The sequence below is a fragment of the Curtobacterium sp. VKM Ac-1376 genome (genome assembly GCF_015351025.1).
Lineage (GTDB): Bacteria > Actinomycetota > Actinomycetes > Actinomycetales > Microbacteriaceae > Curtobacterium.
Map to the genome: position 1 here is coordinate 132,387 of NZ_JADKRV010000007.1, position 23,945 is coordinate 156,331.

The 23,945-nt window shown below is 71.7% G+C and carries 30 protein-coding genes; 10 read left to right on the forward strand and 20 right to left on the reverse strand.

The window, feature by feature from the left end; translation table 11 throughout:
- Positions 1-88: 88 nt before the first annotated feature.
- The 4 genes from ITJ56_RS10625 to ITJ56_RS10640 all read left to right on the forward strand — a co-directional run bounded on the left by ITJ56_RS10625 (position 89) and on the right by ITJ56_RS10640 (position 1,857).
- Positions 89-727 carry an isochorismatase family protein gene (locus ITJ56_RS10625; protein WP_194630528.1) on the forward strand — a complete coding sequence of 213 codons (639 nt, stop codon included), beginning with the start codon at positions 89-91 and terminating at the stop codon, positions 725-727.
- Positions 728-837: 110 nt separating this feature from the next.
- Positions 838-1,251, forward strand: a complete 414-nt coding sequence (locus ITJ56_RS10630) for a cupin domain-containing protein (RefSeq protein ID WP_194630529.1) — start codon at positions 838-840, stop codon at positions 1,249-1,251.
- A gap of 70 nt (positions 1,252-1,321) precedes the next feature.
- The gene (locus ITJ56_RS10635) at positions 1,322-1,477 is read left to right on the forward strand and encodes a zinc transporter permease (RefSeq protein ID WP_194630531.1); all 156 of its coding nucleotides are present in this window, start codon (positions 1,322-1,324) and stop codon (positions 1,475-1,477) included.
- 89 nt (positions 1,478-1,566) lie between these two features.
- Positions 1,567-1,857 (forward strand): ArsR/SmtB family transcription factor, encoded by a 291-nt coding sequence (locus ITJ56_RS10640; RefSeq protein ID WP_194630533.1) that lies wholly within the window; start codon positions 1,567-1,569, stop codon positions 1,855-1,857.
- A gap of 56 nt (positions 1,858-1,913) precedes the next feature.
- On the opposite strand, the gene ITJ56_RS10645 is transcribed toward ITJ56_RS10640, so the two are convergent.
- The 19 genes from ITJ56_RS10645 to ITJ56_RS10735 all read right to left on the reverse strand — a co-directional run bounded on the left by ITJ56_RS10645 (position 1,914) and on the right by ITJ56_RS10735 (position 17,576).
- Positions 1,914-2,276: a hypothetical protein gene (locus ITJ56_RS10645; protein ID WP_323749781.1), complete on the reverse strand. Its 363-nt coding sequence runs from the start codon at positions 2,274-2,276 to the stop codon at positions 1,914-1,916.
- Between the two features lie 221 nt (positions 2,277-2,497).
- The gene (locus ITJ56_RS10650; RefSeq protein WP_194630535.1) at positions 2,498-3,034 is read right to left on the reverse strand and encodes a phosphoribosyltransferase family protein; all 537 of its coding nucleotides are present in this window, start codon (positions 3,032-3,034) and stop codon (positions 2,498-2,500) included.
- 144 nt (positions 3,035-3,178) lie between these two features.
- Entirely contained in the window at positions 3,179-4,354 is a 1,176-nt protein-coding gene (locus ITJ56_RS10655; RefSeq protein WP_194630537.1) for a flagellar hook protein FlgE, read from the reverse strand.
- Between the two features lie 79 nt (positions 4,355-4,433).
- Entirely contained in the window at positions 4,434-4,877 is a 444-nt protein-coding gene (locus ITJ56_RS10660) for a flagellar hook assembly protein FlgD (RefSeq protein WP_194630539.1), read from the reverse strand.
- Positions 4,878-4,902: 25 nt separating this feature from the next.
- Positions 4,903-6,291, reverse strand: a complete 1,389-nt coding sequence (locus tag ITJ56_RS10665; RefSeq protein ID WP_194630541.1) for a flagellar hook-length control protein FliK — start codon at positions 6,289-6,291, stop codon at positions 4,903-4,905.
- Positions 6,288-7,028: a C40 family peptidase gene (locus ITJ56_RS10670; protein ID WP_194630543.1), complete on the reverse strand. Its 741-nt coding sequence runs from the start codon at positions 7,026-7,028 to the stop codon at positions 6,288-6,290. The genes ITJ56_RS10665 and ITJ56_RS10670 overlap by 4 nt, the downstream gene beginning before the upstream one ends.
- Positions 7,025-7,456 (reverse strand): flagellar FliJ family protein, encoded by a 432-nt coding sequence (locus ITJ56_RS10675; protein ID WP_194630545.1) that lies wholly within the window; start codon positions 7,454-7,456, stop codon positions 7,025-7,027. The genes ITJ56_RS10670 and ITJ56_RS10675 overlap by 4 nt, the downstream gene beginning before the upstream one ends.
- Positions 7,456-8,799, reverse strand: a complete 1,344-nt coding sequence (locus ITJ56_RS10680) for a FliI/YscN family ATPase (protein ID WP_194630547.1) — start codon at positions 8,797-8,799, stop codon at positions 7,456-7,458. The genes ITJ56_RS10675 and ITJ56_RS10680 overlap by 1 nt, the downstream gene beginning before the upstream one ends.
- On the reverse strand, positions 8,796-9,461 hold the full coding sequence (locus ITJ56_RS10685; RefSeq protein WP_194630548.1) for a hypothetical protein: 666 nt from the start codon (positions 9,459-9,461) through the stop codon (positions 8,796-8,798). The genes ITJ56_RS10680 and ITJ56_RS10685 overlap by 4 nt, the downstream gene beginning before the upstream one ends.
- Positions 9,454-10,521: a flagellar motor switch protein FliG gene (gene fliG / locus ITJ56_RS10690; protein ID WP_194630550.1), complete on the reverse strand. Its 1,068-nt coding sequence runs from the start codon at positions 10,519-10,521 to the stop codon at positions 9,454-9,456. The genes ITJ56_RS10685 and fliG overlap by 8 nt, the downstream gene beginning before the upstream one ends.
- Positions 10,518-12,203: a flagellar basal-body MS-ring/collar protein FliF gene (gene fliF / locus ITJ56_RS10695; protein WP_194630552.1), complete on the reverse strand. Its 1,686-nt coding sequence runs from the start codon at positions 12,201-12,203 to the stop codon at positions 10,518-10,520. Before fliF ends, fliG begins: the two co-directional genes overlap by 4 nt.
- On the reverse strand, positions 12,203-12,544 hold the full coding sequence (gene fliE, locus ITJ56_RS10700) for a flagellar hook-basal body complex protein FliE (protein ID WP_194630554.1): 342 nt from the start codon (positions 12,542-12,544) through the stop codon (positions 12,203-12,205). The genes fliF and fliE overlap by 1 nt, the downstream gene beginning before the upstream one ends.
- On the reverse strand, positions 12,544-12,939 hold the full coding sequence (locus ITJ56_RS10705) for a flagellar basal body rod protein FlgC (protein ID WP_194630556.1): 396 nt from the start codon (positions 12,937-12,939) through the stop codon (positions 12,544-12,546). The genes fliE and ITJ56_RS10705 overlap by 1 nt, the downstream gene beginning before the upstream one ends.
- The gene (locus ITJ56_RS10710; RefSeq protein ID WP_017886135.1) at positions 12,936-13,280 is read right to left on the reverse strand and encodes a flagellar basal body protein; all 345 of its coding nucleotides are present in this window, start codon (positions 13,278-13,280) and stop codon (positions 12,936-12,938) included. Before ITJ56_RS10710 ends, ITJ56_RS10705 begins: the two co-directional genes overlap by 4 nt.
- Before the next feature lie 242 nt (positions 13,281-13,522).
- The gene (locus ITJ56_RS10715) at positions 13,523-13,837 is read right to left on the reverse strand and encodes a hypothetical protein (protein ID WP_194630558.1); all 315 of its coding nucleotides are present in this window, start codon (positions 13,835-13,837) and stop codon (positions 13,523-13,525) included.
- Complete coding sequence (gene fliS, locus ITJ56_RS10720) at positions 13,827-14,300, reverse strand: flagellar export chaperone FliS (protein WP_194630560.1); 474 nt, start codon at positions 14,298-14,300, stop codon at positions 13,827-13,829. The genes ITJ56_RS10715 and fliS overlap by 11 nt, the downstream gene beginning before the upstream one ends.
- A gap of 11 nt (positions 14,301-14,311) precedes the next feature.
- Positions 14,312-15,712: a flagellar filament capping protein FliD gene (gene fliD / locus ITJ56_RS10725; protein WP_194630562.1), complete on the reverse strand. Its 1,401-nt coding sequence runs from the start codon at positions 15,710-15,712 to the stop codon at positions 14,312-14,314.
- Between the two features lie 89 nt (positions 15,713-15,801).
- On the reverse strand, positions 15,802-16,641 hold the full coding sequence (locus ITJ56_RS10730; RefSeq protein WP_181420034.1) for a flagellin: 840 nt from the start codon (positions 16,639-16,641) through the stop codon (positions 15,802-15,804).
- Positions 16,642-16,760: 119 nt separating this feature from the next.
- Complete coding sequence (locus ITJ56_RS10735) at positions 16,761-17,576, reverse strand: sigma-70 family RNA polymerase sigma factor (protein ID WP_194630564.1); 816 nt, start codon at positions 17,574-17,576, stop codon at positions 16,761-16,763.
- A 454-nt stretch (positions 17,577-18,030) separates the two neighbouring features.
- On the opposite strand from ITJ56_RS10735, the gene ITJ56_RS10740 reads away from it, so the two are divergent.
- The 5 genes from ITJ56_RS10740 to ITJ56_RS10760 all read left to right on the forward strand — a co-directional run bounded on the left by ITJ56_RS10740 (position 18,031) and on the right by ITJ56_RS10760 (position 22,373).
- Complete coding sequence (locus ITJ56_RS10740) at positions 18,031-18,516, forward strand: flagellar protein FlgN (protein WP_194630566.1); 486 nt, start codon at positions 18,031-18,033, stop codon at positions 18,514-18,516.
- A gap of 7 nt (positions 18,517-18,523) precedes the next feature.
- Positions 18,524-19,942 (forward strand): flagellar hook-associated protein FlgK, encoded by a 1,419-nt coding sequence (gene flgK / locus ITJ56_RS10745; protein WP_323749782.1) that lies wholly within the window; start codon positions 18,524-18,526, stop codon positions 19,940-19,942.
- Positions 19,943-19,944: 2 nt separating this feature from the next.
- Positions 19,945-20,826 carry a flagellar hook-associated protein FlgL gene (flgL, locus tag ITJ56_RS10750; RefSeq protein WP_194630570.1) on the forward strand — a complete coding sequence of 294 codons (882 nt, stop codon included), beginning with the start codon at positions 19,945-19,947 and terminating at the stop codon, positions 20,824-20,826.
- Positions 20,823-21,191: a flagellar assembly protein FliW gene (locus ITJ56_RS10755; RefSeq protein WP_194630572.1), complete on the forward strand. Its 369-nt coding sequence runs from the start codon at positions 20,823-20,825 to the stop codon at positions 21,189-21,191. The genes flgL and ITJ56_RS10755 overlap by 4 nt, the downstream gene beginning before the upstream one ends.
- A 258-nt stretch (positions 21,192-21,449) precedes the next feature.
- Positions 21,450-22,373, forward strand: coding sequence for a hypothetical protein (locus tag ITJ56_RS10760; RefSeq protein WP_194630574.1), 924 nt, complete (start codon positions 21,450-21,452; stop codon positions 22,371-22,373).
- A 7-nt stretch (positions 22,374-22,380) separates the two neighbouring features.
- On the opposite strand, the gene ITJ56_RS10765 is transcribed toward ITJ56_RS10760, so the two are convergent.
- Positions 22,381-23,013, reverse strand: coding sequence for a hypothetical protein (locus ITJ56_RS10765; RefSeq protein ID WP_194630575.1), 633 nt, complete (start codon positions 23,011-23,013; stop codon positions 22,381-22,383).
- 38 nt (positions 23,014-23,051) lie between these two features.
- Between ITJ56_RS10765 and ITJ56_RS10770 the strand changes: the two genes are divergently transcribed.
- Positions 23,052-23,924: a hypothetical protein gene (locus ITJ56_RS10770; RefSeq protein ID WP_194630577.1), complete on the forward strand. Its 873-nt coding sequence runs from the start codon at positions 23,052-23,054 to the stop codon at positions 23,922-23,924.
- The last annotated feature ends 21 nt before the right edge of the window (positions 23,925-23,945 follow it).

The following is a 23,945-nucleotide window of genomic DNA, read 5'->3' on the forward strand; positions in this document are numbered from 1 at the left end:
CCATCGTACCGGCGCACGCGTGCCAATCGCATCGGGGGCATCGACGGACGACGATCGTCGAGTACGCCCACCGACCCAAGGAGCTCCCGTGTCCGATCCCCAGCGCGCCCTCGTCCTCGTCGACATCCAGCTGGAGTACTTCAGCGGTCCGCTCGAGGTCCGCTTCCCGCCGGTCGACCACTCGCTCGCGCAGATCACGACCGCGATCGACGCAGCGACGGCCGCCGGCGCGCCGATCGTCGTCGTCCAGCACTCCGCCGGCGACGCAGCGCCGGTCTTCAACCCGACCACCGAGGCCTTCGCGCTGCACCCCGAGATCGAACGGCGACGAACGGCGGCGTGGAAGCACATCACGAAGCAGTACAGCTCCGTCTTCGCCGACACCGACCTGCTCCCCTGGCTGCGCGAGCGGTCCGTCGACACCGTGACCCTGGTCGGCTACATGACGAACAACTGCATCATCGTCTCGGCGGCCGAGGCGGAGGCCCTCGGCGTCGCGATCGAGGTGCTGTCCGACGCCACCGGAGCGATCAACATCGTCAACGCCGGTGGCGCCGTGGACGCCGAGACCGTGCACCGCACCCTGATGGCGGTGCTCCAGTCGAACCTCGCCGCGGTCACCCCCACGGCCGAGTGGGCATCGGCACTCACCGCCGGCGTGACGGTCGCGAAGGATGCGCTGCCGACGTCCGCGGTCGCGGGTGCCGAGCGGTTCCCGACGAACTGAGCGCGCCCGGTCGATCGTCCCCGTCCACGTCACACGGACCGCGGCGGTCGCACCTTGCGAAGCCAGCAACCGCCTCCGGCGCACGCTGGAGCGGACCGCGAGGAGCACCCATGACCGCCGAACCGACCATCCGTCACCTGCACGACGCCCCGGAGGAGGTCTGGGACGACGACCGCGGAAGCATCTCGTTCCGCACCGCGATCGGTGACGGCACGACCCCGACTGCGGACCTGTGCTCCGGTGTCGCTCTGATCGACCCGGGCGGCTGGCTCGCGCCGCACCGTCACCAGGCACCGGAGGTCTACCAGGTCCTGACGGGCCTCGCCGTCGTGACACTCGACGGGGAGGAGCACGAGGTCCGCGGCGGGGCAGCCGTCTTCATCCCGTCGAACTGCGAGCACGGCATCCGGAACACCGGCGACACCCCGCTGGAGCTCGTCTACGTGTACGCGACGGACTCGGTGCTCGACGTCGAGTACTCCTGGTCCTCACCCGGGTCGAGTGACATCGATTCTCCTTTATAAATGTATTGCAACTTCTGCATACGTGACGTACGGTGGGCGCATCCCAACCGCCGATCAGCAGGAGTTCACCATGGCCGAGCACGAGCACAGCGCCGAGCACACCATCGCCGAGCACACCCACCAGGACGGCTGCGGCCACGAGACGGTGCAGCACGACGACCACGTCGACTTCGTCCACGACGGTCACAAGCACGCCGAGCACGGTGACCACTACGACGAGCACTGATCCTCGGATCAGCACGGACGGCCCCGACGCGACACCGCGGCGGGGCCGTCGTCTTGCATGCACGTATGCGCGTGCGCTTACATGAGTGCATGTCAGACGGGATCGAAGCGGCCGCGGAGCTCTTCAAGGCGCTCTCCTCGCCCGCGCGACTGCGCATCCTCTCGGTGCTGATCTCCGAGTCGTCCGATGTCGGGTCCCTGGCCGAGGCGACCGAACTCTCGCAACCCCTGGTTTCCCAGCACCTGCGGACCCTGCGACTCGCCGGCATCGTGCAGGTCGAGCGCATCGGACGGAACGCCGTCTACTCGCTGCACGACGAACACATCGTGCACATCGTCGGCGACGCGGTCAGTCACGTCACCGAGACCGAAGCGCGCTGACCGGGCTGGCACCACGGCTCAGCAGCAGTCGCAGCCGTCGCGCTCCCGCTCCCCCGTCAGCGTCGACACCAGCTGCTTGCAGGCGTCGGCGCGCCACGCCTCGAGTCCCTCGCGCACCGCGAACCCGACCACGGCAGGCTCACCGCGGCGAGGACGATGCCGACCGGACTGTGCTCCGGCGAGCGGACGCCCGTGAAGGTCAGGACGGCGTCGACGCTGACCACGAGCGCAAGACCGAAGAACGAGATCGCGACCACCCGGAGCGCCGTCCGTTCACGGGCCTCCGGGTCGCGACCGGCGAACTGCTCCGCGACGGCAGCGGCCGACAGCACCTCGACGATCGAGTCCAGACCGAAGCCGATCAGCGCGGTGGACGACGCCACCGAACCAGCGGCGATCGCCACGACGGCCTCGATCACGTTGTAGGCGATCGTCCCCGCGACGATTCACCGGATCCGTCGCCGGAGCACGTCGACGCGGACCGGTGAGAGCGACACCGCAGCCGTGGTCACCGCTCGACCTCGCAGCCGAGGTCCGCGACCCCGCCGCCGTCGACGACGTCGACCGCCAGCACCACGTCGACGAGGGACTCGAGCGCTCGCGTCAGGTTGCGATCCGCGAGCTCGTACCGACACCAGCCTCAGAGGTCGTCGCCACGCACCAGCGACCGGATCCCGGGGAGGGCTGCTCGCGCTGGGTCCGCCGCCTCGTCGACGATCACCGCGATGCCCACGAGCCGTGCCCCGCACCGCTCGACGAGGGCCGCCGCCGCGAGGGCCTGGCTGCCGGTCTCCACCCAGTCGTCGACGAGCACGACCCGCTGACCGGGGCCGACCAGATCGGCACGCAGGGACAGGGTGCGGCGGTTCCCCCGGTAGTCCGGCCCCGTCTGCTGCTCGACGACGGGACCGGGGAAGACCGCGCCGTCCTTCCGTACCGGGGCGAACCCGACGCCGAGCGACATCGCGACGGCCGGCCCGAGCACGAAGCCGCGCGACTCCACACCGACCACGACGTCCGGACGGTCGTCCGCTGCCGTCGCGGCGATGCCCTCGACGATCGCGCGGAGCGAGGCCGGATCCCGCAGCATCGACCACGTGTCGGCGTCGCCGTCGATCCACCGGAAGTGCTCCAGGACGGCCCGGCGCCCCTGTTCGACCGCAGCTGCATCGCTCACGGACTCACCCTAGGCGTGCCGCACCTCCGGGCGGACGACGGATGGTGAGCAGGAACGGTCGAGTCCCCTTTCAGTACCCGACCGTTCCTGCTCACCAAGCGCCCTCGACGCGAGACGCGAGCGACCGCGACGCAGCCCCCGCGCCTAGCGCTTCAGGTTCGTCAGCTCCTGCAGCACCTCGTCCGAGGTCGTGATGATGCGGGCGTTCGCCTGGAACCCGCGCTGCGCGACGATCAGGTTCGTGAACTCCTGCGACAGGTCGACGTTCGACATCTCGAGCGTCCCGGCGGCGAGCGAGCCGACGCCCGCCGAACCGGGGCCGCCGACGGTCGCACCGCCGGAGTTCGCGGTGGTACGGTACCCCGACGCCCCGGTCTTCTCGAGCCCGGCAGGGTTGGCGAACGTCGCGAGGGCGATGCGTCCGAGCGCGAGCGACGCGCCGTTCGAGAACGTGCCGGTGACGGTGCCGTCCTTCGAGATCGAGTAGCTCTGCAGGGCACCGGCCTCGCGGCCGTTCTGCGAGCCGACCGCCGCGGTGTCCAGCGAGGCGAACCCCGTGAGCTCACCCATGTCGACGCGGATGCCGCCGACGTCGAGGGTCCCGCCAGCGGTCAGCGTGCCGTCGGTGCCGAAGGTCAGCGAGGTCGTCGCGGTGGTGCCCTGGCCGTTGCGACCGGTCACGTCCCAGCCGTTCGCGGTGCGGGTGTAGGCGAGCGACATGGTGTGCTTGGCGCCCGACGCGTCGTAGACGGTCGCCTCACGCGTGAGGGTCTCGCCGACCGCCGTCTCGGACGGCAGGTTGCCCGCGACGGTGGCAGCCGTGGTGCGGACGGCGGGGGCTGCGGCCTCGAGCGGCAGCACGATGTCGGACAGCTGCCCGTTCTCGTTGACGACGCCGTTGGTGGCCGGGTATCCCTGCACGATCTTGCCGTCGGCGGTGACCAGGCGGCCGTCCGCATCGAAGTCGAAGGCGCCGGCGCGGGTGTAGACGGTGTCGTTGCCGAGCCGGGTGACGAAGAAGCCGTCACCCGAGATCATCAGGTCGGTGGCCTTGCCGGTGGCCTGCGCGGACCCCTGGGCGAAGTTGGTGGAGACGCCGGCGACCTGCACGCCGAGGCCGATCTGGGCGGGGTTCGTGCCGCCGATGCCGGTCTGCGGTCCGCCGGCACCCTGGGTCATCTGCGACAGGGTGTCCTGGAAGACGGTGGTCGACGACTTGAAGCCGACGGTGTTGACGTTGGCGATGTTGTTGCCGGTGACGTCGAGCATCTGCTGGTGGGAGCGGAGGCCGGAGATCCCGGAGTAGAGCGAGCGGAGCATGGTGCGTCCTTTCGGAGAGGCAGGAAGAGCGAGGAAGAACGAGGACGAGCGAAGAAGAACGAGGAAGAAGGAGTGGGCGTCAGGAAGCCGGAGCGGTGGTGGTGATGCCGGAGATCACGTCGAGAGCGACCTCCTTCCCGTTCACGGTGACCGTGGGCACGCTGTTCGCGTACGACACGGCCGAGGCGGTCCCGGTGACGGACTTGCCGGAGTCGGCGTCGGTGTAGTTGACCTGCTTGCCGACGAGGTTCGCGGCGGCGATGCGCATCTGCAGCGAGAAGTTCTCGTTCCCCGTCGTGGTCTGGTTGGTGATCTGCTCCATCATCGCGAGCTGCGTCTGCTGGCTGATCATCTGGTTGGTGTCCATCGGCGAGGACGGGTCCTGGTTGCGCAGCTGCGTGACGAGCAGCTTCATGAAGACCTCGGAGTCCATCGTCTGGGACTTCTGGGCCGTCGAGTTCGCGGCCAGGGCCGCCGCCTGCGCGGTCGGGTCCACGCTGCCGGTGATGCCGTCGATGGGCATGGTGAGTTCCTGTTCGTGAGCCGGGTCAGGCGAGGACGTCGAGTCCCGCGGTGCGGATGGAGGGCGTGTGGGTGGTGGGCTGCGTGTGCGGGGCGACCCGCGCCTCCAGGCCGGGGTCGCCAGGCAGGCCACGTGCGGCCGGGCGCTCGTCGCGGCCCGGCGCGTCCTGCGGCTGGTTCTGCGACGACAGGTCGAGCGTGGTGCTCACGCCCGTGCCGGCTGCGTCGCGCCGCAGGTCCGGCAGGACCTGGCGCACGGCCTCGCGGCCGGCGTCCGATGCGGCGAACAGCTCGACGTGCATGCCGTGCGCCGTGACGTGCGCGCGGACGGTGACCGGACCGAGGCTGTCCGGCACGACCTGCACGGTGACGACGTGCTCACCGGGGCCGGCATGCGCGAGCGAGAACACCGGTCGCGCCAACTGCTGGGCGAGCGGTGCGGGTTCCGACGGGGCCGCGACTGCGGACGCGGTGGTCGGCGGCGTCGACACCACGAAGGGCGTCTCACCGCCGCGGGTGGCCGCGACGGCCGGGAGGCCCGGATCACCCGGCGTCGATCCCTGCTGCTCCGTCCCGTGGCCGGCTCGGGAGCCGGTGTCGGCTGCCGGGGCGGCGGCGGCCGCGATGACCGGCGCCTGGGCCGGGGTCCCAGCGTGGCCGTCGGCGGTGCGGGTGGGTGCGGGGGCTGCGATCGCGGCCTCGGTCGTCGGGGGGGTGGTCGACGGGGCGGCCGCGGCTGCGGTCGTTGCGGGGGTGGTGCCCGCGGGGGCCGCTGCGGCAGCGGCCGGTGCCGGTGCCGCCGCTGCGGTCGGCACCGGAGCGCTGGTCGCCGGGGTGGTCGTCGTCGACGCGGCAGCGGTCTCCGGCGCCGTGACCGACGCTGCTGCCTGCTGCGGGGCGGCGGTGATGGGGGCGGTGGTCTTCGCCGGGGCGGACGGGACCTGCGGCGAGGTGTCTCCGTCCACCGACGGAGGTGTGGTCGTCGTGCCGGCCGTCACCGCTGCGGCGACGACGACGGCGTGCGGGTTCTCGGCGGACGCCTCGGCAGCGCGGACGGCCGACTGGTCCCCCGCGTCGCTCGCCGCGAGGGCCGCCGGATCGACCGGGGTGGCCACGAGCCCGGCGGCGAGCAGCGCCTGCGCGTCGACCGATGCTGCCTCGGCCGCGGGCACCGACTGGTCCGGCGTGGACGTGGAGGCCGCGGCGGCCGCGCCCGGCGCGGTGGTCGAAGCGTCTGCCGCGTGGCCGTCGGTGTCGTCCCGCCCGGCGGCACCGTCGCCGGAGCGCCGGTCGGTCGCGACGGCGGCGGTCAGTGCCGCACCGAAGGACCCGGCGGTCGCGGCGTCTGCGACGGGCCCCCGCGTGGCACCCGTGGCCGTGGGGAGAGCGGGCTGGGTGGTGATCGTCAGGCTCATGCGGCGCTCCCGGACTGCATCAGGGACAGCAGCGCGGCGGTCTGCAGGTCGGTGGCGGAGCCCGCTGCCGAGGCGGTGGACGCGGCGACCGCAGCGGGCGCCGCTGTCTGTGTCGGCACGATGCGGCGGATGGTCGCGATGTCCGCGTCGGAGTACCAGTTGTCGACGATCCGGACGTCCTTGCCGGGGCGTGGGGCGTGCAGCACCTTGCCGTCGCCGACGTAGATGACGACGTGTCCCTCGCCCTTCGGGATGATCAGGTCGCCGGGCTGGGCGTCCTTCAGGGAGCCCACCTCGACGCCCATCCTCGCCTGGTCCGGCACGACCCGGGGCATCGTGACCCCGAGGTCCTTGAAGACCGTCTGCACCAGGCCCGAGCAGTCCATGCCCGCGGTCGTCTCCCCGCCGAACACGTACGGCACGCCGAGGTACTTCTTCGCGTCGGCCACGACGTCGGCCCCGGTGGCACCGCTGCCGGTGGCGAGGGTGCCGGCCCCGGCGTCGACCGAGGTCGCGGGGGCACGGGTGGCCGTCGGTGTCGCTGCGGCGGTCGCACCGGTAGCGGCCGTCGCACCGGTGGTGCCGTCGGCGGTGGCGAGGGCATCGGCGAAGGCCGAGGACCCCGCGGCACCGCTGGTGGCGGACGCGCTCGGGGCAGCCGTGGCCGTCCCGCCGCGCAGCGTGTCGATCTGCGACCGGATGTCCGAGATCCGGGAGAGCACCGCTTCGACGCTCATCGGGCACCACCTTCCGTGCGGCGTCGTGCCGCGATCTCGTCGAGGGCGTTCTGTTCGGTCCGGAGCTCCTCGGCCGCCTGCTGCTCGTCGTGCTTGCCCTCGAGCTTCTCGAGCCCCACGGCTGCTCGGCGTGTGGCGGTGTAGTCCCGCTGCGCCCGGTCCGCGTCGGCCCGACGGTTCTGCACGACGGCGTCGAGCTCCTCGAGCATCCCGCGGGTCGCGGCACGGGCGGCGGCGACGGCGCTGAGGGTGGCGGCGTCCTGGATCGGCTGCGTGTCCTCGCTGTCGGCGAGACTGCGGCGCGCGGCGATCCGGGCGTCGGCGGCGTCACGGACGCGTTCGTTCGCGGTCGCGAGCGTGGCGGCCGCACGATCCTGTTCGGTGTGCCGCAGGCGCAGGAGTCCGGCGAGCGGGAAGCGGCGGGCCATCACGACACCCCCAGCTGCTGCACGAGACCGCCGAGGCGCTGCCACGACGCGTCGGCGGTCGCCCGCTCGTCCATGCCCTGGCGGAGGAACGCGTCGATCGCGCCCTGGTGGTCGACGGCGGCGTCGACGAGCGGGTTCGAGCCGCGGTGGTACGCGCCGACGTCGAGCAGGTCCTGCGCCGCGGCTCGCGCAGCCATCACCTTGCGCAGGGTCGTCGCGGCACCGCGTTGAGACGGCGTCGTCACCTTCGAGGCCACTCGGGACACCGAGCCGAGGGCGTCCACCGACGGGAAGTGCCCGGTGATCGCGAGCTTCCGGTCGAGCACGACGTGCCCGTCCAGGATGCTGCGGGCGGCGTCGGCGATCGGTTCGTTGTGGTCGTCCCCGTCGACCAGCACGGTGTACATCCCGGTGATGCTGCCGACGCGGTCGGTGCCGGCGCGCTCGAGCAGCCCGGCGAGCACCGAGAACGTCGACGGCGGGTAACCCCGGGTGGCCGGCGGCTCCCCCACGGACAGCCCGATCTCCCGCTGCGCCATCGCGACGCGCGTGAGCGAGTCCATCATCAGCACGACGTCCTGACCGGCGTCGCGGAACGACTCGGCGATGCGGGTGGCGACGAACGCGGCACGCAGACGCATCAGGGCGGGCTCGTCCGAGGTCGACACGACGACGATCGAGCGGGCCAGGCCCTCGGGGCCGAGGTCGTCCTCCAGGAACTCGCGCACCTCGCGGCCGCGCTCCCCCACCAGTGCGATCACGTTGATGGCCGCGTCGCTGCCCCGGGCGATCATCGACAGCAGCGAGGACTTGCCGACGCCGGACCCGGCGAACAGGCCCATGCGCTGCCCGCGGCCGACCGTGGTCAGGGTGTCGAGCACCCGCACGCCGAGCTGCATCGGTGTGTCGATGCGGGTGCGCGCCATCGCGTTCGGGGTGTCGTGGTCGAGCGGCACCCACGTGACGGGCTCGCCACGGGGACCGTCGAGCGGGCCGCGGCCGTCGATCGTCCGTCCGAGCCCGTCGAGCACCCGGCCGAACAGCCCGGAGCCGGTCGGCACGAGCACCGGCCGGCCGGTCGGTCGCGCGGGGGTCCCGGCGGTGACGCCGATGAGGCGGCCGAGCGGCATGCAGCGCACGCCCGAGGCGTCGGTCGCGACGACCTCGACGGCGGTCTGCTCGCCAGCGTCCTGGCCGACCAGGACGACCTCGCCGACGCGGGCGTCGAGTCCGGCGATCGTCAGGCCGAGCCCGACGGCGCTCGTGACGGTGCCGACCCGCTGCGGAGCGGCCTGGCGCAGGGCGTCGTCGAGCCCGCGGGGCCGGAGCAGGGTGGCGGTCACCGCGTCGCCTCGGTCCCGTCGACGCCGAGCGCGGTGCGGGCACGGTCGAGCGCGGTGGCGATGCGTGCGTCCAGCAGGCCGTCCGGCAGGTCGACGACGGCGTCGCCGTCGCGCAGCGCGGGGTCGGCGACGACGGGCACCGGCAGGTCGAGGTCCGCCACCCGTGCGGCGTCCGCCGGGCTCAGCCGGACGGCCACCGGGACCGTGCGGTCGATGGACGCGAGCGCACGCCGGACGGTGGCCTCGGCGCCGGACGCGATCCGGGCCTCCTGTCCGTCAGCGGGGTGCGCGTCCGTCGTGTCGTCTGCGGGCCTGGAGGCGCGGATCACGTTCCCGACGATCGCCTCGGCCAGGTCCATGGCCGCGCTGGCGACGGACGCCTCGGCGTCGGCCAGGACGGGTGCGATCGTGGACAGCATCGCGTTCGTGGCGGCGTCGAGGACGGCGATGCGGCGGGCGGTTCCAGCCTGCAACGAGGCGATCCGCGCGGCGTGCTCGGCCTCGAGCCGGGCGCGCAGGGCGTCGGTCTCGGCCTGCGCGGCACGGAGCCCGGCGGTGTACCCGGCGGCGTGCCCGCGGACGTCCGCGCTCGTCGCACGATCGCGGCCGGCGGGGTCGCCGATCACGGGGAAGGCGACGCGGTGCACGACGGTGTCAGTCAACGAGCTCGTCCTCCTCGGCGCGGTGCACGGTGATGACGCCCTGCGCCTCGAGTTCGCGCACGGAGCGGACGACCTCGGCGCGGGCCTCCTCGACCTGCGAGACGCGCACCGGGCCCATGGCCTGCAGTTCGTCGTCGAGCAGTTCGCGGTTGCGCTCGGACACGTTGGCGCGGATGGTCTCGACGACCGGACCGGCGGCGCCCTTCATCGCGGTCGCGAGGAGCTTCGAGTCGACGCCGCGCAGCACCTGCTGGATGTCGCGGGCCTCGAGCTTGACGATGTCCTCGAAGGTGAGCATGCGGGAGCGGATGTCCTCGGCGAGCTCCGGGTCACGGGCCTCCAGGCCCTCGAGCACGGCCTTCTCGGTCGCGACGTCCGAGCGGTTGATGATGTCGACCAGGGGCGCGATGCCACCGACGACCTCGACGCTCTCACGTGGCGAGACGACAGCGCCCGCGCGTTGGCGGAGCACCCCGGCGACGATCCCGACGGCCTCGGGCGTCGCACTGCCCATGGTCGCGAACGCCTGCGCGACGTCGGTGCGGGCGCGCTCGTCGACCCCGGCGAGCACGGCGCTGGCCTGGCCGGGCCCCAGGTGCGCGAGCACCAGCGCGATCGTCTGCGGCAGCTCGCCCTCGAGCAGCGCGACCACCTGACCGGGCTCGGCGTCGTCGAGGAAGTCGAACGACTGGCCGGCGAGGTTCGAGGCGAGCCGGTCCATCACACCGGCGGCCCGTTCGGCGCCGAAGGACGCCTCGAGCAGCCCGAGCGCGGTCTCCTTGCCGCCGCGCTTCTGCATGCGGCCGCTCATCGTCAGGCGGTGGAACTCGGAGAGCGTCTGGTCGACGACGGTGTCCTCGACGCGGCGCATCCGGACGATCTCGGCGGAGATCTCCTCGGCCTCGATCTCGGTGAACTGCTTCATCACCTCGGCGGCGCGGTCGGTCTCCATCTGCATGAGGATGAGCGCGACCTTCTGGGCCCCCGTCAGGGCGCGGTCGGTCGAGCCGTTGCCGTTGCCGTTGCCCGTGCCGCCACCGCTCGGCGTGAGGGCGCTCACACCGGTGCCCGATCGTCGAGGAGCCCGCGGAGGAGCTCGGCGGTGCGCTTCGGGTCACGCTCGGCGAGGGCGGAGATGTCCTGACGGCGGCGTTCGGCCGAGATCTCCTCCGTCGTCAGCACCTCGGTCGGCGCGTCGCCGGCGGGCATCGCCGACAGCACGGCGGTCGGGGCGTCGCCCGCGCCGAGGGTGGCACGGTCGGCCGCGCCGTCCATCGCGAGGGGCAGCTGGAACGTCTCACCCGCGAAGGCGTCGAGCTCACCGAGGTCGACCGCCTCACGCTCCTGCTTCCGGTTGCGGCGGGAGACGAAGACCATGATCGCGATGACGGCGAGCACGATGCCGACGACGATGCCCGCGGTGCGGATCGACGACCACAGTGCCTCCTGCTGATCGGCCTTCTCCTGGGCCTCCAGCGCCTTCGCGGCCTGGTCCGAGGCGCTCGTGTCGAAGTCCATCATCGCGACCTTGACCTGGTCGCCGCGGTCCGGGTCGATCCCGGCTGCGGCGGCGACCAGGTCGTTGATGCTCTGCAGGTTCGCGTTCTGCACGGCGTCGGCCTTCGCGTTCAGCGCGACCGAGATCGTCTGCCGGTCGAGCCCGCCCGAGGGGATCTGGGTCGTCTCGGTGGTGTGGTCGACGGCGTTGTTCTTCGTCGCCGACTCGTTCCTGTAGTCATTGGGCGCAGTGCCGTCGTCGCCCGTGCCGGTCGCGGCGGTGCCGTTCGGCACGGCGATGTTGTCCGGTCCGAGGACCCCGGTCGCGCCGCTCGACGCACCGGCACCGGAGCCGTACTCCTCGGTGGTGCTCGACTCGTTCAGCGCGACCGGACCCGAGGTCGGCGCGGTGTAGCTCTCGGAGGTCCGGGTGCCGGACTCCTGGTTCATCGTCGCCGAGACGACGACGCTCGCGTTGCCGGCCCCGAGCGTGGTGTCGAGCAGGTCCTGGATCTTCTTGCTCGTCGCCGCGTCGTAGTCGGCGGCCTGGTCGGCCCCGCTCCCGGTGGCACCGGTGCCGACGGCGGAGAGCGTCTGGCCCTTCGCGTCGACGACGGAGACGTCGGTGGGCTGCATCCCCTCGACCGCGGCGCTCGTCAGGTGCACGATCGCCTGGACCTGGTCCGTGCTCAGCTCGGTGCCGTTGTCGGTCGCGATGAACACCGACGCGGTCGGGTCCTTCTCCTCGGACACGAACACGGACTTCTCGGGGATCGCGAGCTGCACGGTGGCGGTCTGCACGCCGTCCATCGCGCCGATGGTCTTGGCGAGCTCGCCCTCCATCGCGCGCTTGTACGTGACGTCCTGCTGGAACTCCGAGCTCGTCACGCCCATGTCGTCGAGCAGTGAGTAGCCGCCCTCGTTCGACGACGGCAGCCCGTTCGACGCCGCCTTGAGTCGCTCCGAGTACACCTGCGACTGCGGCACGAGGATCGTCGCGCCGCCGTCGGTGAGCTGGAACGGCACCCCGTCGGTCTGCAGCTGATCCGTGATGGAGCTCGCGTCGGCCGCGGCCAGCCCGGTGAACAGCGGCGCGTAGGAGGCCTTTCCGAGCCACGACGCCAGGGCGATCCCGCCGAGCACCAGGGCCGCGACCGCCAGGATCGCGATGGTCCGCTGGGCGGCGGAGAAGCCCTTCACGTACGCGGACAGGCGCGCGAAGACGTTCTTGACGGCGACGGGCATCAGGCCTGCATCCTCATGATCTCGTTGAAGGCGTCGACGCCCTTGTTGCGGACGGCGGAGACGAGTTCGAGGGTCACCTGCGCGCGGGTGGCGGCGATGGTGGCGTCGTGGATGTCGTCGAGGTTGCCGGTGACGGCCTTGAGGGCGAGGGTCTTCGAGTCGCTCTGCAGCGCCTGCAGCCCGTCGACGGCGTTGCCGAGGCTCGCGGCGAACCCGCTGCCGTCGGTGGCCGCACCGGTGGCGGCGGTCGCGCTCGTGCTGTCGCTCGACGTGCCGGACACACTCGTCAGGGCGTTCGTCATCGCGTTGGTGGTCACACCGTTGACGGCGTCGATGGGCATCAGTTCTTCCCGATCTGCAGTGCCGCCTCGTAGGCGGTCTTGGCACGGTCCACCACTGCGGCGTTCGCCTGGTAGCCGCGCTGGGCCATGATGAGGTCCGCCATCTGCGTGCCGAGGTCGATGTCGGGCATGCGGACGTAGCCCTCCTCGTTCGCGAGCGGGTTGTCCGGGTCGTAGGTCACGCGGCCCGCGGCGCTGCCGAACGCGGCGCCCTTGACGTAGGCGCCGGAGACACCGTTGCCCTCCTGCACCTCGACGTAGCGCGCCTGGAACGCGGTGTCGTCCATCGACGTCACGGTGTTCGCGTTCGCGATGTTGTCCGAGATCGCGTCGAGCCACTTCCGGTGCACGGTCAGGCCGGTGCTCGCGATGCCGATCGCGTCGAAGGTCGTCACGAGTTCGTCCGCATCGCCGCACGGACGCTGGTGAGCTCGGAGTTCATCGCCTGCGTGGCGAACTGGTACCGCAGCACGGTGTCGATGTTCGACAGCGTCTCCTCGTCGAGGTTGACGTTGTTGCCGTTCGTGTTCGTGGGCTCGAGGCTGCGCGCCATCGTCGGCGTGGTGGCGCCGTCGCCGTCCACGATCGACTTCGCCAGGGCGTCCTCGAACTGGACCTTCTCGGCGTGGTAGTTCGTGGTGTTGATGTTCGCGATGTTGTTCGCGATCACCTTCTGGCGCATCGACAGGCCGTCGAGTGCGCTCTGCAGCGCGACGCTCGTCACGGAATCGAACACGGGGATCCCCCTCGTCATGGCGCATCGTCGTGCTGACGACGTCGCCGTGCGGTGGTGGCCGATCCCTGGCCGAACTGGTGAGCGATCCGTGCTCGTGTGGCGCTATCGGAGCCGGGCGTCCGCCGCGTTAGACGTCGCCCCGAACGGGGGGCGGTGCGGACTGCGGGCCGACACCAGGAACGCGACAGAGCACCCGTCGATCGACGAGTGCTCTGTCGCAGAACTGGTGCGGAGGGGGCGGGTCAGGCGGAAGCGTCGAGGTACACGGAGCCGCGGGGCTCGCGCGTGGCGTCGACGGCACGCAGGGCACCGAGGTGCTCGAGCGTCGAGCGGCGGTCCGCCTCGAGCACCGCCATGCGGTCCCGCTGCGCGGCGAGCAGCCGGGAGGCCCGCCCCACCAGCTCGCGCGGCACCGGTCCCAGCCCAACCGGCTCCGACCACCCGGCCACGGCTGTGGGGTCGGCCGTCTGCCCGGCGGCGTCCTGCTCGAGGGACGTGAGCAGGGCCTCCCAGGCGGCGTGGTCCCCGACGCGTGCGTCGGCCTGCTCAGGCGACACCGAGGGCTCCCCCGGTCGGCTGCTGCACGGTGGGCGCCGCGGGCAGCGACGCCGCGGCCTCGTGCCACGACTGGCGCAGCGGCTCGAGGATGCGGATGCAGTCGCGCGTGGCCTGCACGTCGCGGTGGACGTTGGCGGTGATGAGCGAGGTGGAGGCGTAGTTGTAGACGGCGAGCAGGCCCTCGCCGCCGTCCCAGACGTCGATCCGGAGCGTGCTGGACAGCTCGCCGACGATCGCCTGGGCGTGCAGGAGCTGCTCGCGCGCCGATTCCCAGTCGGCGCCGATCTGCGCGGCCTCGGCGCGGTGCAGGTCGAGCAGCAGCCGGTCGTAGAGCATCGTCACGAGCTGGGCCGGGGTCGCGGAGAGCACGGCCTCGTTCGTGTACTGGGCGCGCCGCTGGTCGGTGACGGTGCGGGGCTGAGCGGCCTGGCGGAAGGCGGCGGCCTGGAAGTCGAAGGTCATGGGGGATCCCGTCAGCTCGAGGTCGTGGCGAGCTGGCTGGCGAGCCAGCTGGACTGCGACTGGAGCTTGCTGAGGCTCGTCTCGAGCGATGAGTAGAGCGTCTGGAGCGAAGCGCGGCGCATCGTCAGCCGGTCGGTCCAGCTGTCGATCTGGGTGTTCAGGTCCTTTGCGACGGCCTGCTGACCCGTGATGCTCGTGGTGATCGAGCCGTCGTACTTGTCGGAAGCGGCGGTCGCGGTGGCGCCGACGTTCGCCGCGACGCCGGAGAGCATCGCCTGGGTGCCCTTCGGGTCCGTGGCGAGGGCCTTCTGGAACACCTCGGCGTCGAAGGTGAAGCTGCCGTCCTTCGTGATCGAGATGCCGATCGACGACGGCGACTTCCCGTCGACCGGGGCGGACATCGTGCTCGCCAGGCGTTGCACGGCATCGCGGGTCGTCCCGTCACCGGACAGCACGCCCGCGGTGGTGCTCGTCGTTCCCGTGGTGGGACTGGTCGTGCTGGTGACCGCGGTGTTCGACGAGTAGTACGACGAGATGGCGTTCATCGCGTCGACCAGTCCGGAGGCCACGGCCTGCGCCTTCGCGGTGTCCTGCGCGACGCCGACCGTGACGGCCTCGGTCGCCGGCTTCGTCACCGTGACGGTGAGCCCGGGGACGAGGTCGGTGAAGGTGTTCGTCGCGCTCGTGACGACCTGCTCGGCGGCGGTGCCGGCCCAGAGCGTGACGCTGGCGTCCTTCGCCTGCGCCACGACTGCCGCGCCGACCTCGGTCAGGACGTTCGTGGCGGTGCCCGCGGTCACCTGGTCGCCGGTGCCCCGGTAGACCTGGAACGTGCCGGCGGCCCCGGTCTTCGCGGACGTGAGCTGCAGGCGGTAGAGCTTGTTGCCGTCGGTGTCGGTGCCTGCCGCGACCTTCGTCGCCGTGACCCCCGCGCCGGACTTGTTGATCGCTGACACGGTGTCGTCGAGCGACCCGGACGCCGGGGTGAGGGTCGTCTTCGTGCCGTCGGCACCGACCAGGGTGATCGGTTCGGCGACAGCCGACCACGTCGACATGGCCGCGGTCACCCCGACCTGTGCCGAAGCGGTTGCACCGACGGTGAACGTGAGCGAGCCGACGCTCGCGTTCGTGCCGCTCACGGCGGTGACCCCGGCGGACGAGCTCGTGGCGGTGAACAGGTCGAGCGATGTCGCCTTCGCGGCGTCCGTCGCCTTGGTCGCGAGGGCCTGCACCAAGCCGTTGATCGTCTGCAGTGACGAGATGAACGAGTTGGTGGTGGTGAGCTTGTTCTTGAGCAGGGTCTGCGGGACCCCCTCGACGCTCATCAGCGAGTTGATGAGGTCGGTCGTCTTGAGACCGCTGACCAGACCGTCGATCGCGAGGCTGGTGCTCGAGGACACGGACGAGGACATCGTCGACACTCCCTGGCGTCGTGGAGGTGGTCAGGAGGGTGACGCCGTCCCCGGGGACCCGATCGGGCCCGGGGACGGCGTCGTGATCGCTAGCGCAGGAGCGAGAGCACGCCCTGCGTGCTCTGGTTCGCCTGCGCGAGCATCGAGGTGCCGGCCTGGCTGAGGATGTTGTCGCGCGTGTACTTGACCATCTCCTCCGCCATGTCGACGTCGGTGATGCGCGAGGAGGCAGCGGTGAGGTTCTCCTTGGCCACGTTCGTCACGTTGATGGCGTGGTCGAAGCGGTTCTGGACAGCACCGATGCTCGAACGAGCCGAGGACACGTACTTGATCTGCTCGTCGATCGCCGTGATGGCGGCCTGAGCGTTCGTCGCCGAGTCGAAGGTGAGCGCGCCGACCGCGGTCGACACGGACTCCACGTTGGACTTCGACAGGTCGACGTCGATCTGGCTCGCCGCGTCGCCGTTCGCGCCGACCTGGAACTTCAGGACGCCCGCGGTGCCGGCAGAGCCGTCGAGCAGGTTGATGCCGTTGAAGTTGGTCGACTCCGAGATGCGGGTGAGCTCCTTGGTGAGCTCGCCGACCTCGGTGGTGATCGCCTTGCGCGAGTCCTCGTTGTTCGAGTCGTTGCCGGCCTGGACGGCCAGGTCGCGCATGCGCTGGAGGATCGAGTGGGTCTCGGTGAGGCCACCTTCAGCGGTCTGCACGACGGAGATGCCGTCCTGCGCGTTGCGGGCGGCGACCGTGAGGCCACCGACCTGGGACTTCAGCCCCTCGGAGATCGACAGACCGGCAGCGTCGTCGGCAGCACGGTTGATGCGGAGGCCGCTCGAGAGCTTCTCGAGGGACTTCGACAGGTCGTTCTGCGTCGCGTTGAGGTTCCGGTACGTGTTGAGTGCCGAGAGGTTGGTGTTGATGGACATACCCATGGGTGTTTCCTCCGTGAATCTGGGTCGTACGTCGGCCCGTCCGTGGGCTGACATGGATGACTCTCGACCGGGTGCCGCGAGTCGTTAGGGGATCGGCGGAAAATGCTCCCGCCGAGGTCTCAGCTCGCCGCCACCGTCTGTCCCGACGCGGCGTCGTGCACGGCACGGGCCACGCCTGCCGCGGCGTTCGTGGCGACCCGCGCGAGGTAGGCGCTGCGCCGCGCGGCCGTCGTGCGACTCGCGGGTTCGGTGGCGACCCCGTCGCCGTAGTGCGCGGCGAGGCCGTCGTGCAGCAGGCGCATCGCCTCGGAGCGCTGCTGCGACACGGCGGAGTGCGTGATGCCGAGTTCTGCGGCGACTTCGGTGACCGACCGGTCACCGAAGTACACGGCCTCGACGATGAAGCGCATCCGCTCGGGCAGCGCCTCGACCGCCGCGCGGAGGTACCGGCGTTTCTCGGTCTCGAGCAGGTCGTCCCCGGGCAGCGGCAGGTCCGCGGCGACCAGGTCGTGCACGGTCTCGTCGAGCGGGGCCACGGTGCGGGCCGCGTCGCTCATCGCGTCTGCGGCGGTCTGGCGGTCGACGCCCATCGCGTCGGCGATCTCCTGCACGCCGACGCTCCGCCCCAGTCGCGCGGACAGCGCCTCCTGGGTTGCGAGGGCGGCGCGGATGCGCTTCCGGGTGCCGCGGGAGGCCCAGTCGGCCGAGCGCATGTCGTCGGCGATGGCACCGGTGATGCGAGTCCGGGCGTAGGCACCGAACGGGACGCCGAGCGTGGGGTCGAAGGCGTCGGCGGCGGCGACGAGCGCGAGCGACCCGACCGACGCGAGGTCGTCGCGGTCGAGGTGCGTGGCTCGGGAGCGGACGTCGGCGACGATGTAGCCCACGAGTGGGAGGTGCTCCACGATCATCGCGTTGCGTTCGGTGCGGTCCATGCTGATCCCCTGGTCGACCTGGTGCGGCTGTGTCGGCTCACCCGTCCGTGGGCGCGACGAACGCCGGCCTCGGACGGCCGGTGCGTACGCCGAAGAACCGCCCGGTTCCCTCCGAGCGGTGCACGCCCCGTCGTTCCGACGCGGTTCCGGTGTCCCCCGGGGTGCGTTCTGAATGTATCGGCTGGCAATGCGCTGAACGGGTGCTCATCCGTCCCCAATGCGGGGGTGTCATGGGGCGATCCCGGTCGGCATTTGGGGGGACTCGTCCTCGGGAAGGCACGTTCTTGTCCCCCGGTGGGGGACGTTTCCGATCGGACTGGAGGCACGACTCACGTCCATCCCCGGCATCGCGTCCGACAGGTGCTTACGTCGCAGGGCGTCGGGTCGATAGGTCTCGGTGTCCGCCGGATGGTGGACCCACGGAACCGACCACCCCGCACCCTGGGAGGAGCTGATGAGCGTGAACGACCTGTCCGCCGTGCTCTGGCGTGAACGCGAGCTGCTCGAACTGCTCACCTTCAAGCTCGAGGAGGAGCAGCTCCTGCTCACCGCGGGCCGCTCCCGCTGGGTGTCCCACGCCAGCCGCGAGGTCGAGCAGGTCCTCGATCGCCTCCGCAGCACCGGACTCGAGCGCGCCGCGCAGAGTGCCGAGGTGGCCGAGGAGTGGGGCGTCCTCGCCGACGCTCCCCTGCGCGAGGTCGTCGCCGCAGCACCGGACGGCCCCTGGGGTGAGATCCTCACCGCGCACCTCACCGCGATGGTCGAACTGACCACCCAGATCGGTGCCCTCCGCGACGAGAACGACCGGTTCCTCCGGGCTGCAGCGCAGGCCACCGAGGAGACCCTCGCGGGGACCGTGACCGGCGCAGCAACCTACGACGCCAGCGGCACGTCGGGCTCCGGCTCCGACGGCGCCCGCCTGTTCGAGGGGACCCTGTAGCACCGTGGTGAGCACCTTCGGATCCCTCGCGACCGCCTACTCGGGGCTCGCCGCTGCCCGTGCCGGCATCGACGTCACCGGCCAGAACATCGCGAACGCCGGCACCGCCGGGTACACGCGGCAGCGGGTCACGCAGAACTCGATCCCCGCCACCCAGACGGGCTTCGTGCGCGGTACCGCGGCCCTCGCCGGTCAGGGGGTCTCGGTCGACGGGATCGCCCGGCTCGCCTCCCTGACGCTCGACGCCGGTGTCCGTGTCGCCGCCGGTTCGTCCGCCTACGCCGATGCCCGGGCCACCGCGCTCTCCGCCCTGGAGACCGGCCTGCACGAACCGGGCGAGGACGGCCTCAGCGCCGAGCTCGACGCCTTCTGGTCGTCCTGGGGCGAGCTCGCGAGCCACCCCGACGACCCCGGAGCCGCAGGCGCGGTGCTCGGGGCCGCCGGCACCGTCGCCTCAGCCCTGGCCGCCGGCTCGAAGGCCGTCGACGCGCAGTGGTCCTCGGTACGCGGAACCCTGACCGGCCAGGTCGCACAGCTCAACGACGCCGCGAAGCAGGTCGCCGACCTGAACGGCCGTATCCGCACCGCCCTGGCATCGGGGGGCACCGCGAACGAGCTCCTCGACCAGCGCGACCAGCTGACCCAGCAGATCGCCTCGCTCGCCGGCGGCACCACCCGGACCAACGCTGACGGCACCGTCGACGTCCTGCTCGGCGGGAACCCGCTCGTGCAGGGCACCGACGCCCGGTCCGTCACGCTCGGCGGCGGGCAGCGACTCGCCGACGGCGCAGCGGTCACCCTGACGTGGACGTCGGGCACCGCGGGCGCGGTCGGCCTGAGCGGCGGATCGATCGGCGGCGCGCTCGCCGTCCTGGCCCCGAGCTCCGGCAACGGCACCGGCGGTGCCCTCGCCGAGGCATCGGCGTCCTACGACGCCGTCGCCACCCGGCTCGCCACCACCGTGAACGCCCTGCACGCCTCCGGGACCACCCCGGCCGGCACGACCGGTTCCCCGTTCTTCGCACTCGCCGCCGGTGTCCCCGCAGCACAGGCCCTCAGCGTCGTCCCCACGGACGCCAGCGGTCTGGCCACGCGGAATGCGGCGGGGGAACTCGACGACTCGTTCGCGGACGCGCTCTCGCGACTCGGGGCGTCGTCCGACGGCGCCGACCAGGCCTGGGCGACGTTCGTGGCGGGGGTGGGCACGGCCTCCAGGTCGGCCACGTCGGAATCGACGCTGACCGGACTCGCACTGACCAACGCGCAGAACCAGCAGCAGTCGAGCGCCGGCGTCGACCTCGACGAGGAGAACGTCAACCTGCTGAGCTACCAGCACGCGTACCAGGGCGCGGCACGCGTCCTGACCGCCGTCGACGAGATGCTCGACACCATCATCAACCACGTCGGACTCGTCGGGAGGAGCTGATCGTGATCACCCGTGTCACCACCCAGATGTCGATGGCCGCGGCCACGGCCCGGCTGCAGGCCGGCGCCGCGAGGGTCGCCGAGCTCACCGACCAGGCCACCACGCTGCGCGCCATCCAGAAGCCGTCGGACGACCCCGCCGGCACCGTGTCCTCGATGCAGGTGCGCAGGGAGCAGGCCGCGGCTGCGCAGTACTCCCGCAACGCGAACGACGCCGTCGCCTGGCTCGCGACCACCGACGGCGCACTGTCCAGCGTGTACTCGGTGCTCAACAACGTCCGCGACCTCACTGTGCAGGCCGCGAACACCGGCACCCTGAACGACACCGACCGCGACGCGTTGATCACGCAGTTCCGGTCGCTCAAGTCCGATCTCGAAGCGCGGGCCAACACGACCTACGGCACCCGCTCGGTCTTCGCGGGGTCGTCAACCGCCGCGGCCGCGTACGATCCGGCCACGGGCTGGGCCACGTCCGGCACGGACGTGTCGCGACGGGTCGGGGACGGCACCACGGTGCGCGTCGACACCTCCGGCGCGGCGGTCTTCGGCTCCGGCGACGACTCGGTGTTCGGCATGATCGACTCCATCGTCAGCGACCTGCAGAACGGGGTGAACGTGAACGCACGCATCGGCGACGTCGACGGCGCGCTCCGGGCCGTCCGCGGCGCCCAGGCCGACGTCGGTGTGCGGCACGCGGCCGCGCTCGCCGCCCAGGACTCGCTGAAGTCGGCGACCGTGTCGCTCGAGAGCCGACGCGCCGGGATCGAGGACATCGACCTCGCGAAGGCCGTCCTCGACCTGCAGGTGCAGCAGACCAACTACCAGGCAGCCCTCGCCGTCACCGCGAAGGTCCTGCAGCCGACCCTGATGGACTACCTCCGATGAGCATCTCCCTGACCTTCGCCGTCCCGCCGTTCGGGCTGTCCGCCGCGCCCGAGTTCACGCTGACGCCGGTGTCCGGGGCCGAGGGGCTCTTCACGCTCGTCGGGGACGACGCGCGGCTGTTCCTGCTCGATGCCGCGGTGCACCTGCCGTCGTACGCGCCCGAGCTGACGGACGAGCAGGCCGCCGGGCTCGGACTGACCGACCCCGCCGACGCCATGCTGCTCGTGGTCGCGAACCCCGGTGCGTCCGGCACGACGGTGAACCTGCTCGCGCCGATCGTCGTGAACGCGCGGACGGCCGCGGGGGCGCAGGTCATCCTCGAGGAGCAGGACCTGCCGCTGCGGGCGGAGCTCGCGCGGGTGTAGGTGGCGGCGGGGGTCGGTCGGGGGCACCCGTTCTGCGACATTCCACCAGTCATTCCCGGCGTGGATCGTCGGAAGATGCACACGTAGAAGTTGCGTGTGCATGTTCCGACACGACACGAGTCGTTCTCCGCGTGGATCGTCGGAACATGCACACGCACGGGCAGTGGTCGGTCCTGCACAGGTCATCGGTGACGCCGGACTCTCCACAGATCGGCGTCCGACGAGTGCCGGACGACGGAGTTCGGCGAGCCTGGTGGCATGACCAGGGCGAACGACGTCGAACTCATCCGGACGACGGGTGCCACCGCCGCGGAACGCCGTGCGCTCGAGCGTGACGTACGCCGAGGCCGGTACGAACGGCTCCGACCCGGTGTCCTGGTCCGCTTCGGTGCGCTCGAGGGACTGCACCCCGGCGAACAGCACCACGTCGCCGTCCGGGCGTCGGTGCACCGGATCCGCGAGACCGACGTCGTGTCGCACCAGTCCGCGTGCGCCGTACTCGGTCTCCCGCTGGTCGGGGCGGCACCGCCGAAGGTGCACCTCGCCGATCCGACCACGACGCACACCCGTGTCACGGCGTGGTTCGTCCGGCACGGCTCGCAGAGGCGGCCGCCCGCAGTCCTGACCGATGAGGACGCGATACCCACGACGACTGCGGCGAGGACCACGATCGACGTCGCCGCGACTCGCTCCTTGCTCGAGGCGCTCCCGGTCGTCGACGCCGTGCTCTCCCGCCGGCTGACTGATCGCGAGACGCTGGACACAGAACACGCATCCCTTACCTCCGCCTGCACCAAGGCCGGGATCGCCGTGGGGATGGGGTCGGCGCTGTCGGGGTCGCCGGCGGAGTCGGTGTGTCGGGTGCGGTTCCGCGAACTCGGTGTCCCGGATCCCGTGCAGCAACACGTGTTCGCGCGGCCCGGGTCCGGTTCGGCGGTCGTGGACTTCTGGTTCCCGGAGCACGGTGTGGTGGTCGAGGTCGACGGCCGCGGCAAGTACGAGGACCCGGGGATGCTCGCCGGCCGGTCGACGGCGGACGCGCACTGGCGCGAGAAACGGCGAGAGGACTTCATCCGGTCGTTCCCCGGCGTCCGTGCCGTCGTGCGGCTCTCCTGGTCGGATCTCATGCACCCGGATCGTGTCCGGGCAGCGCTCCGACGAGCGGGTGTCCCGTGCCGGTGACGGGCGGTCAGCGAGGCCGTCGCGGTGCCTCCGGGTGGTACGTCCGCTGGCGCTCGACGACGAGCGGGCCGGAACGAGCCCCGCCGACGACCACCTCGCCGACCCCGACGTGCTCCCCTCGCACGGGTCCGACGCCCTTGACCACGCCGCCGCGGTGGTCCGGATCGGACTCATGGTGATCGCCACCGTCGGCCAGGTCCACGCTCCGAACCGAGACCGCCCCGAGCACCTGGGCGCCCGTGCCGATGCTGGCGGGTCCCTCGACGAGACAGCCGCCGGTGAGCCGTGCACGGCGTCCGATGGAGACGTCGAACCCGTTCGCGACGACCGTCACCGCGCCCGGACCGAGTTCGGCCTGGTCGCCGATGCGGACCACAGCGCCGGTCGCGACCACGGTGACCGGTCCCGGACCGAGGCGCGCACCGGCACCGACCGTGATCGAGCCGCCGTCTCGGGTCTGGAGCGTCGTCGTCGGGTACAGCACGGCCCCGGGCAGCAGCGAGACACCAGGTCCGATCAGCACGGACCCCGGGTCGAGCACGTGGACCTCCGGTGCGAGCGCGGCGACCTCGTGCACGGGCAGGAACCCGGCCGCGGCACGGACGTCGTCGAGGGCTCGCTGCGACTGGTCGATGTCCACCCAGCGAGCCTCCCACATGCCCGGCGTACGGTGAAGCCATGGCCCGCACCCCCAAGGACCAGCCGATCGTGCCCCTGCCGACCGCACCTGTCTCCCCCACCACGTCCGCCCCTCGATCGCAGCAACTGCAGCCCAGCGGATGGGCGAAGTGGCTCGACCGCGTCATCAGCGTGCAGCGACCCGTCGTCGTCGCGCACGTCAACGCGCTCCGTCGCCGGAAGCCCGATGCGACCCCTGCCGAGATCATCCAGATCTTGGAGCGGCAGTACCTGACAGCCGTGACGACCGGCGGTGCGGCGGTGGGTGCGAGCGCGGTGATCCCCGGCGTCGGGATGGCAGCCGCCCTCAGCCTGAGCGGTGCCGAGACCGTCGGGTTCCTCGAGACGACGGCACTGTTCGCCCAGTCGGTGACCGAGGTGCACGGCATCGCCCTGGACGACCCCGAGCGCGCCCGCACCCTGGTGATGGCGATGATCCTCGGCGCGCCGGGCACACAGCTCGTCAAGCAGCTCGCCGGTCAGGCCGCCGGTGGTCAGGCCCGGACGGCGTTCTGGGGCGAGATGGTGACATCGTCGCTGCCGAAGCAGGTCGTGAACGGCATCGGCGGCCAGGTCCGCGATCAGTTCGTCAAGCGCTTCGCGATCCGTCAGGGCGGTTCGGTCCTCGGCCGGGCCCTGCCCTTCGGGATCGGTGCGGCGGTCGGTGGCTTCGGGAACCACGCGCTCGGGCGAAAGGTCATCCAGGCGTCGCGGACCGGGTTCGGCCTGCCGCCGGCGCAGTTCCCGATCGTGCTCACCGTGACGCCGGCGGCGGAGAAGACCCGCCGAGCGCTGCCCTGGAAGCGTGGGGCGGGCAAGGACGAGGACCTCTGGACCGAATCCGACCACGAGGACCCCGCGGCGCAACGCTGAGCGGCCGCGGCGCCGCTGTGG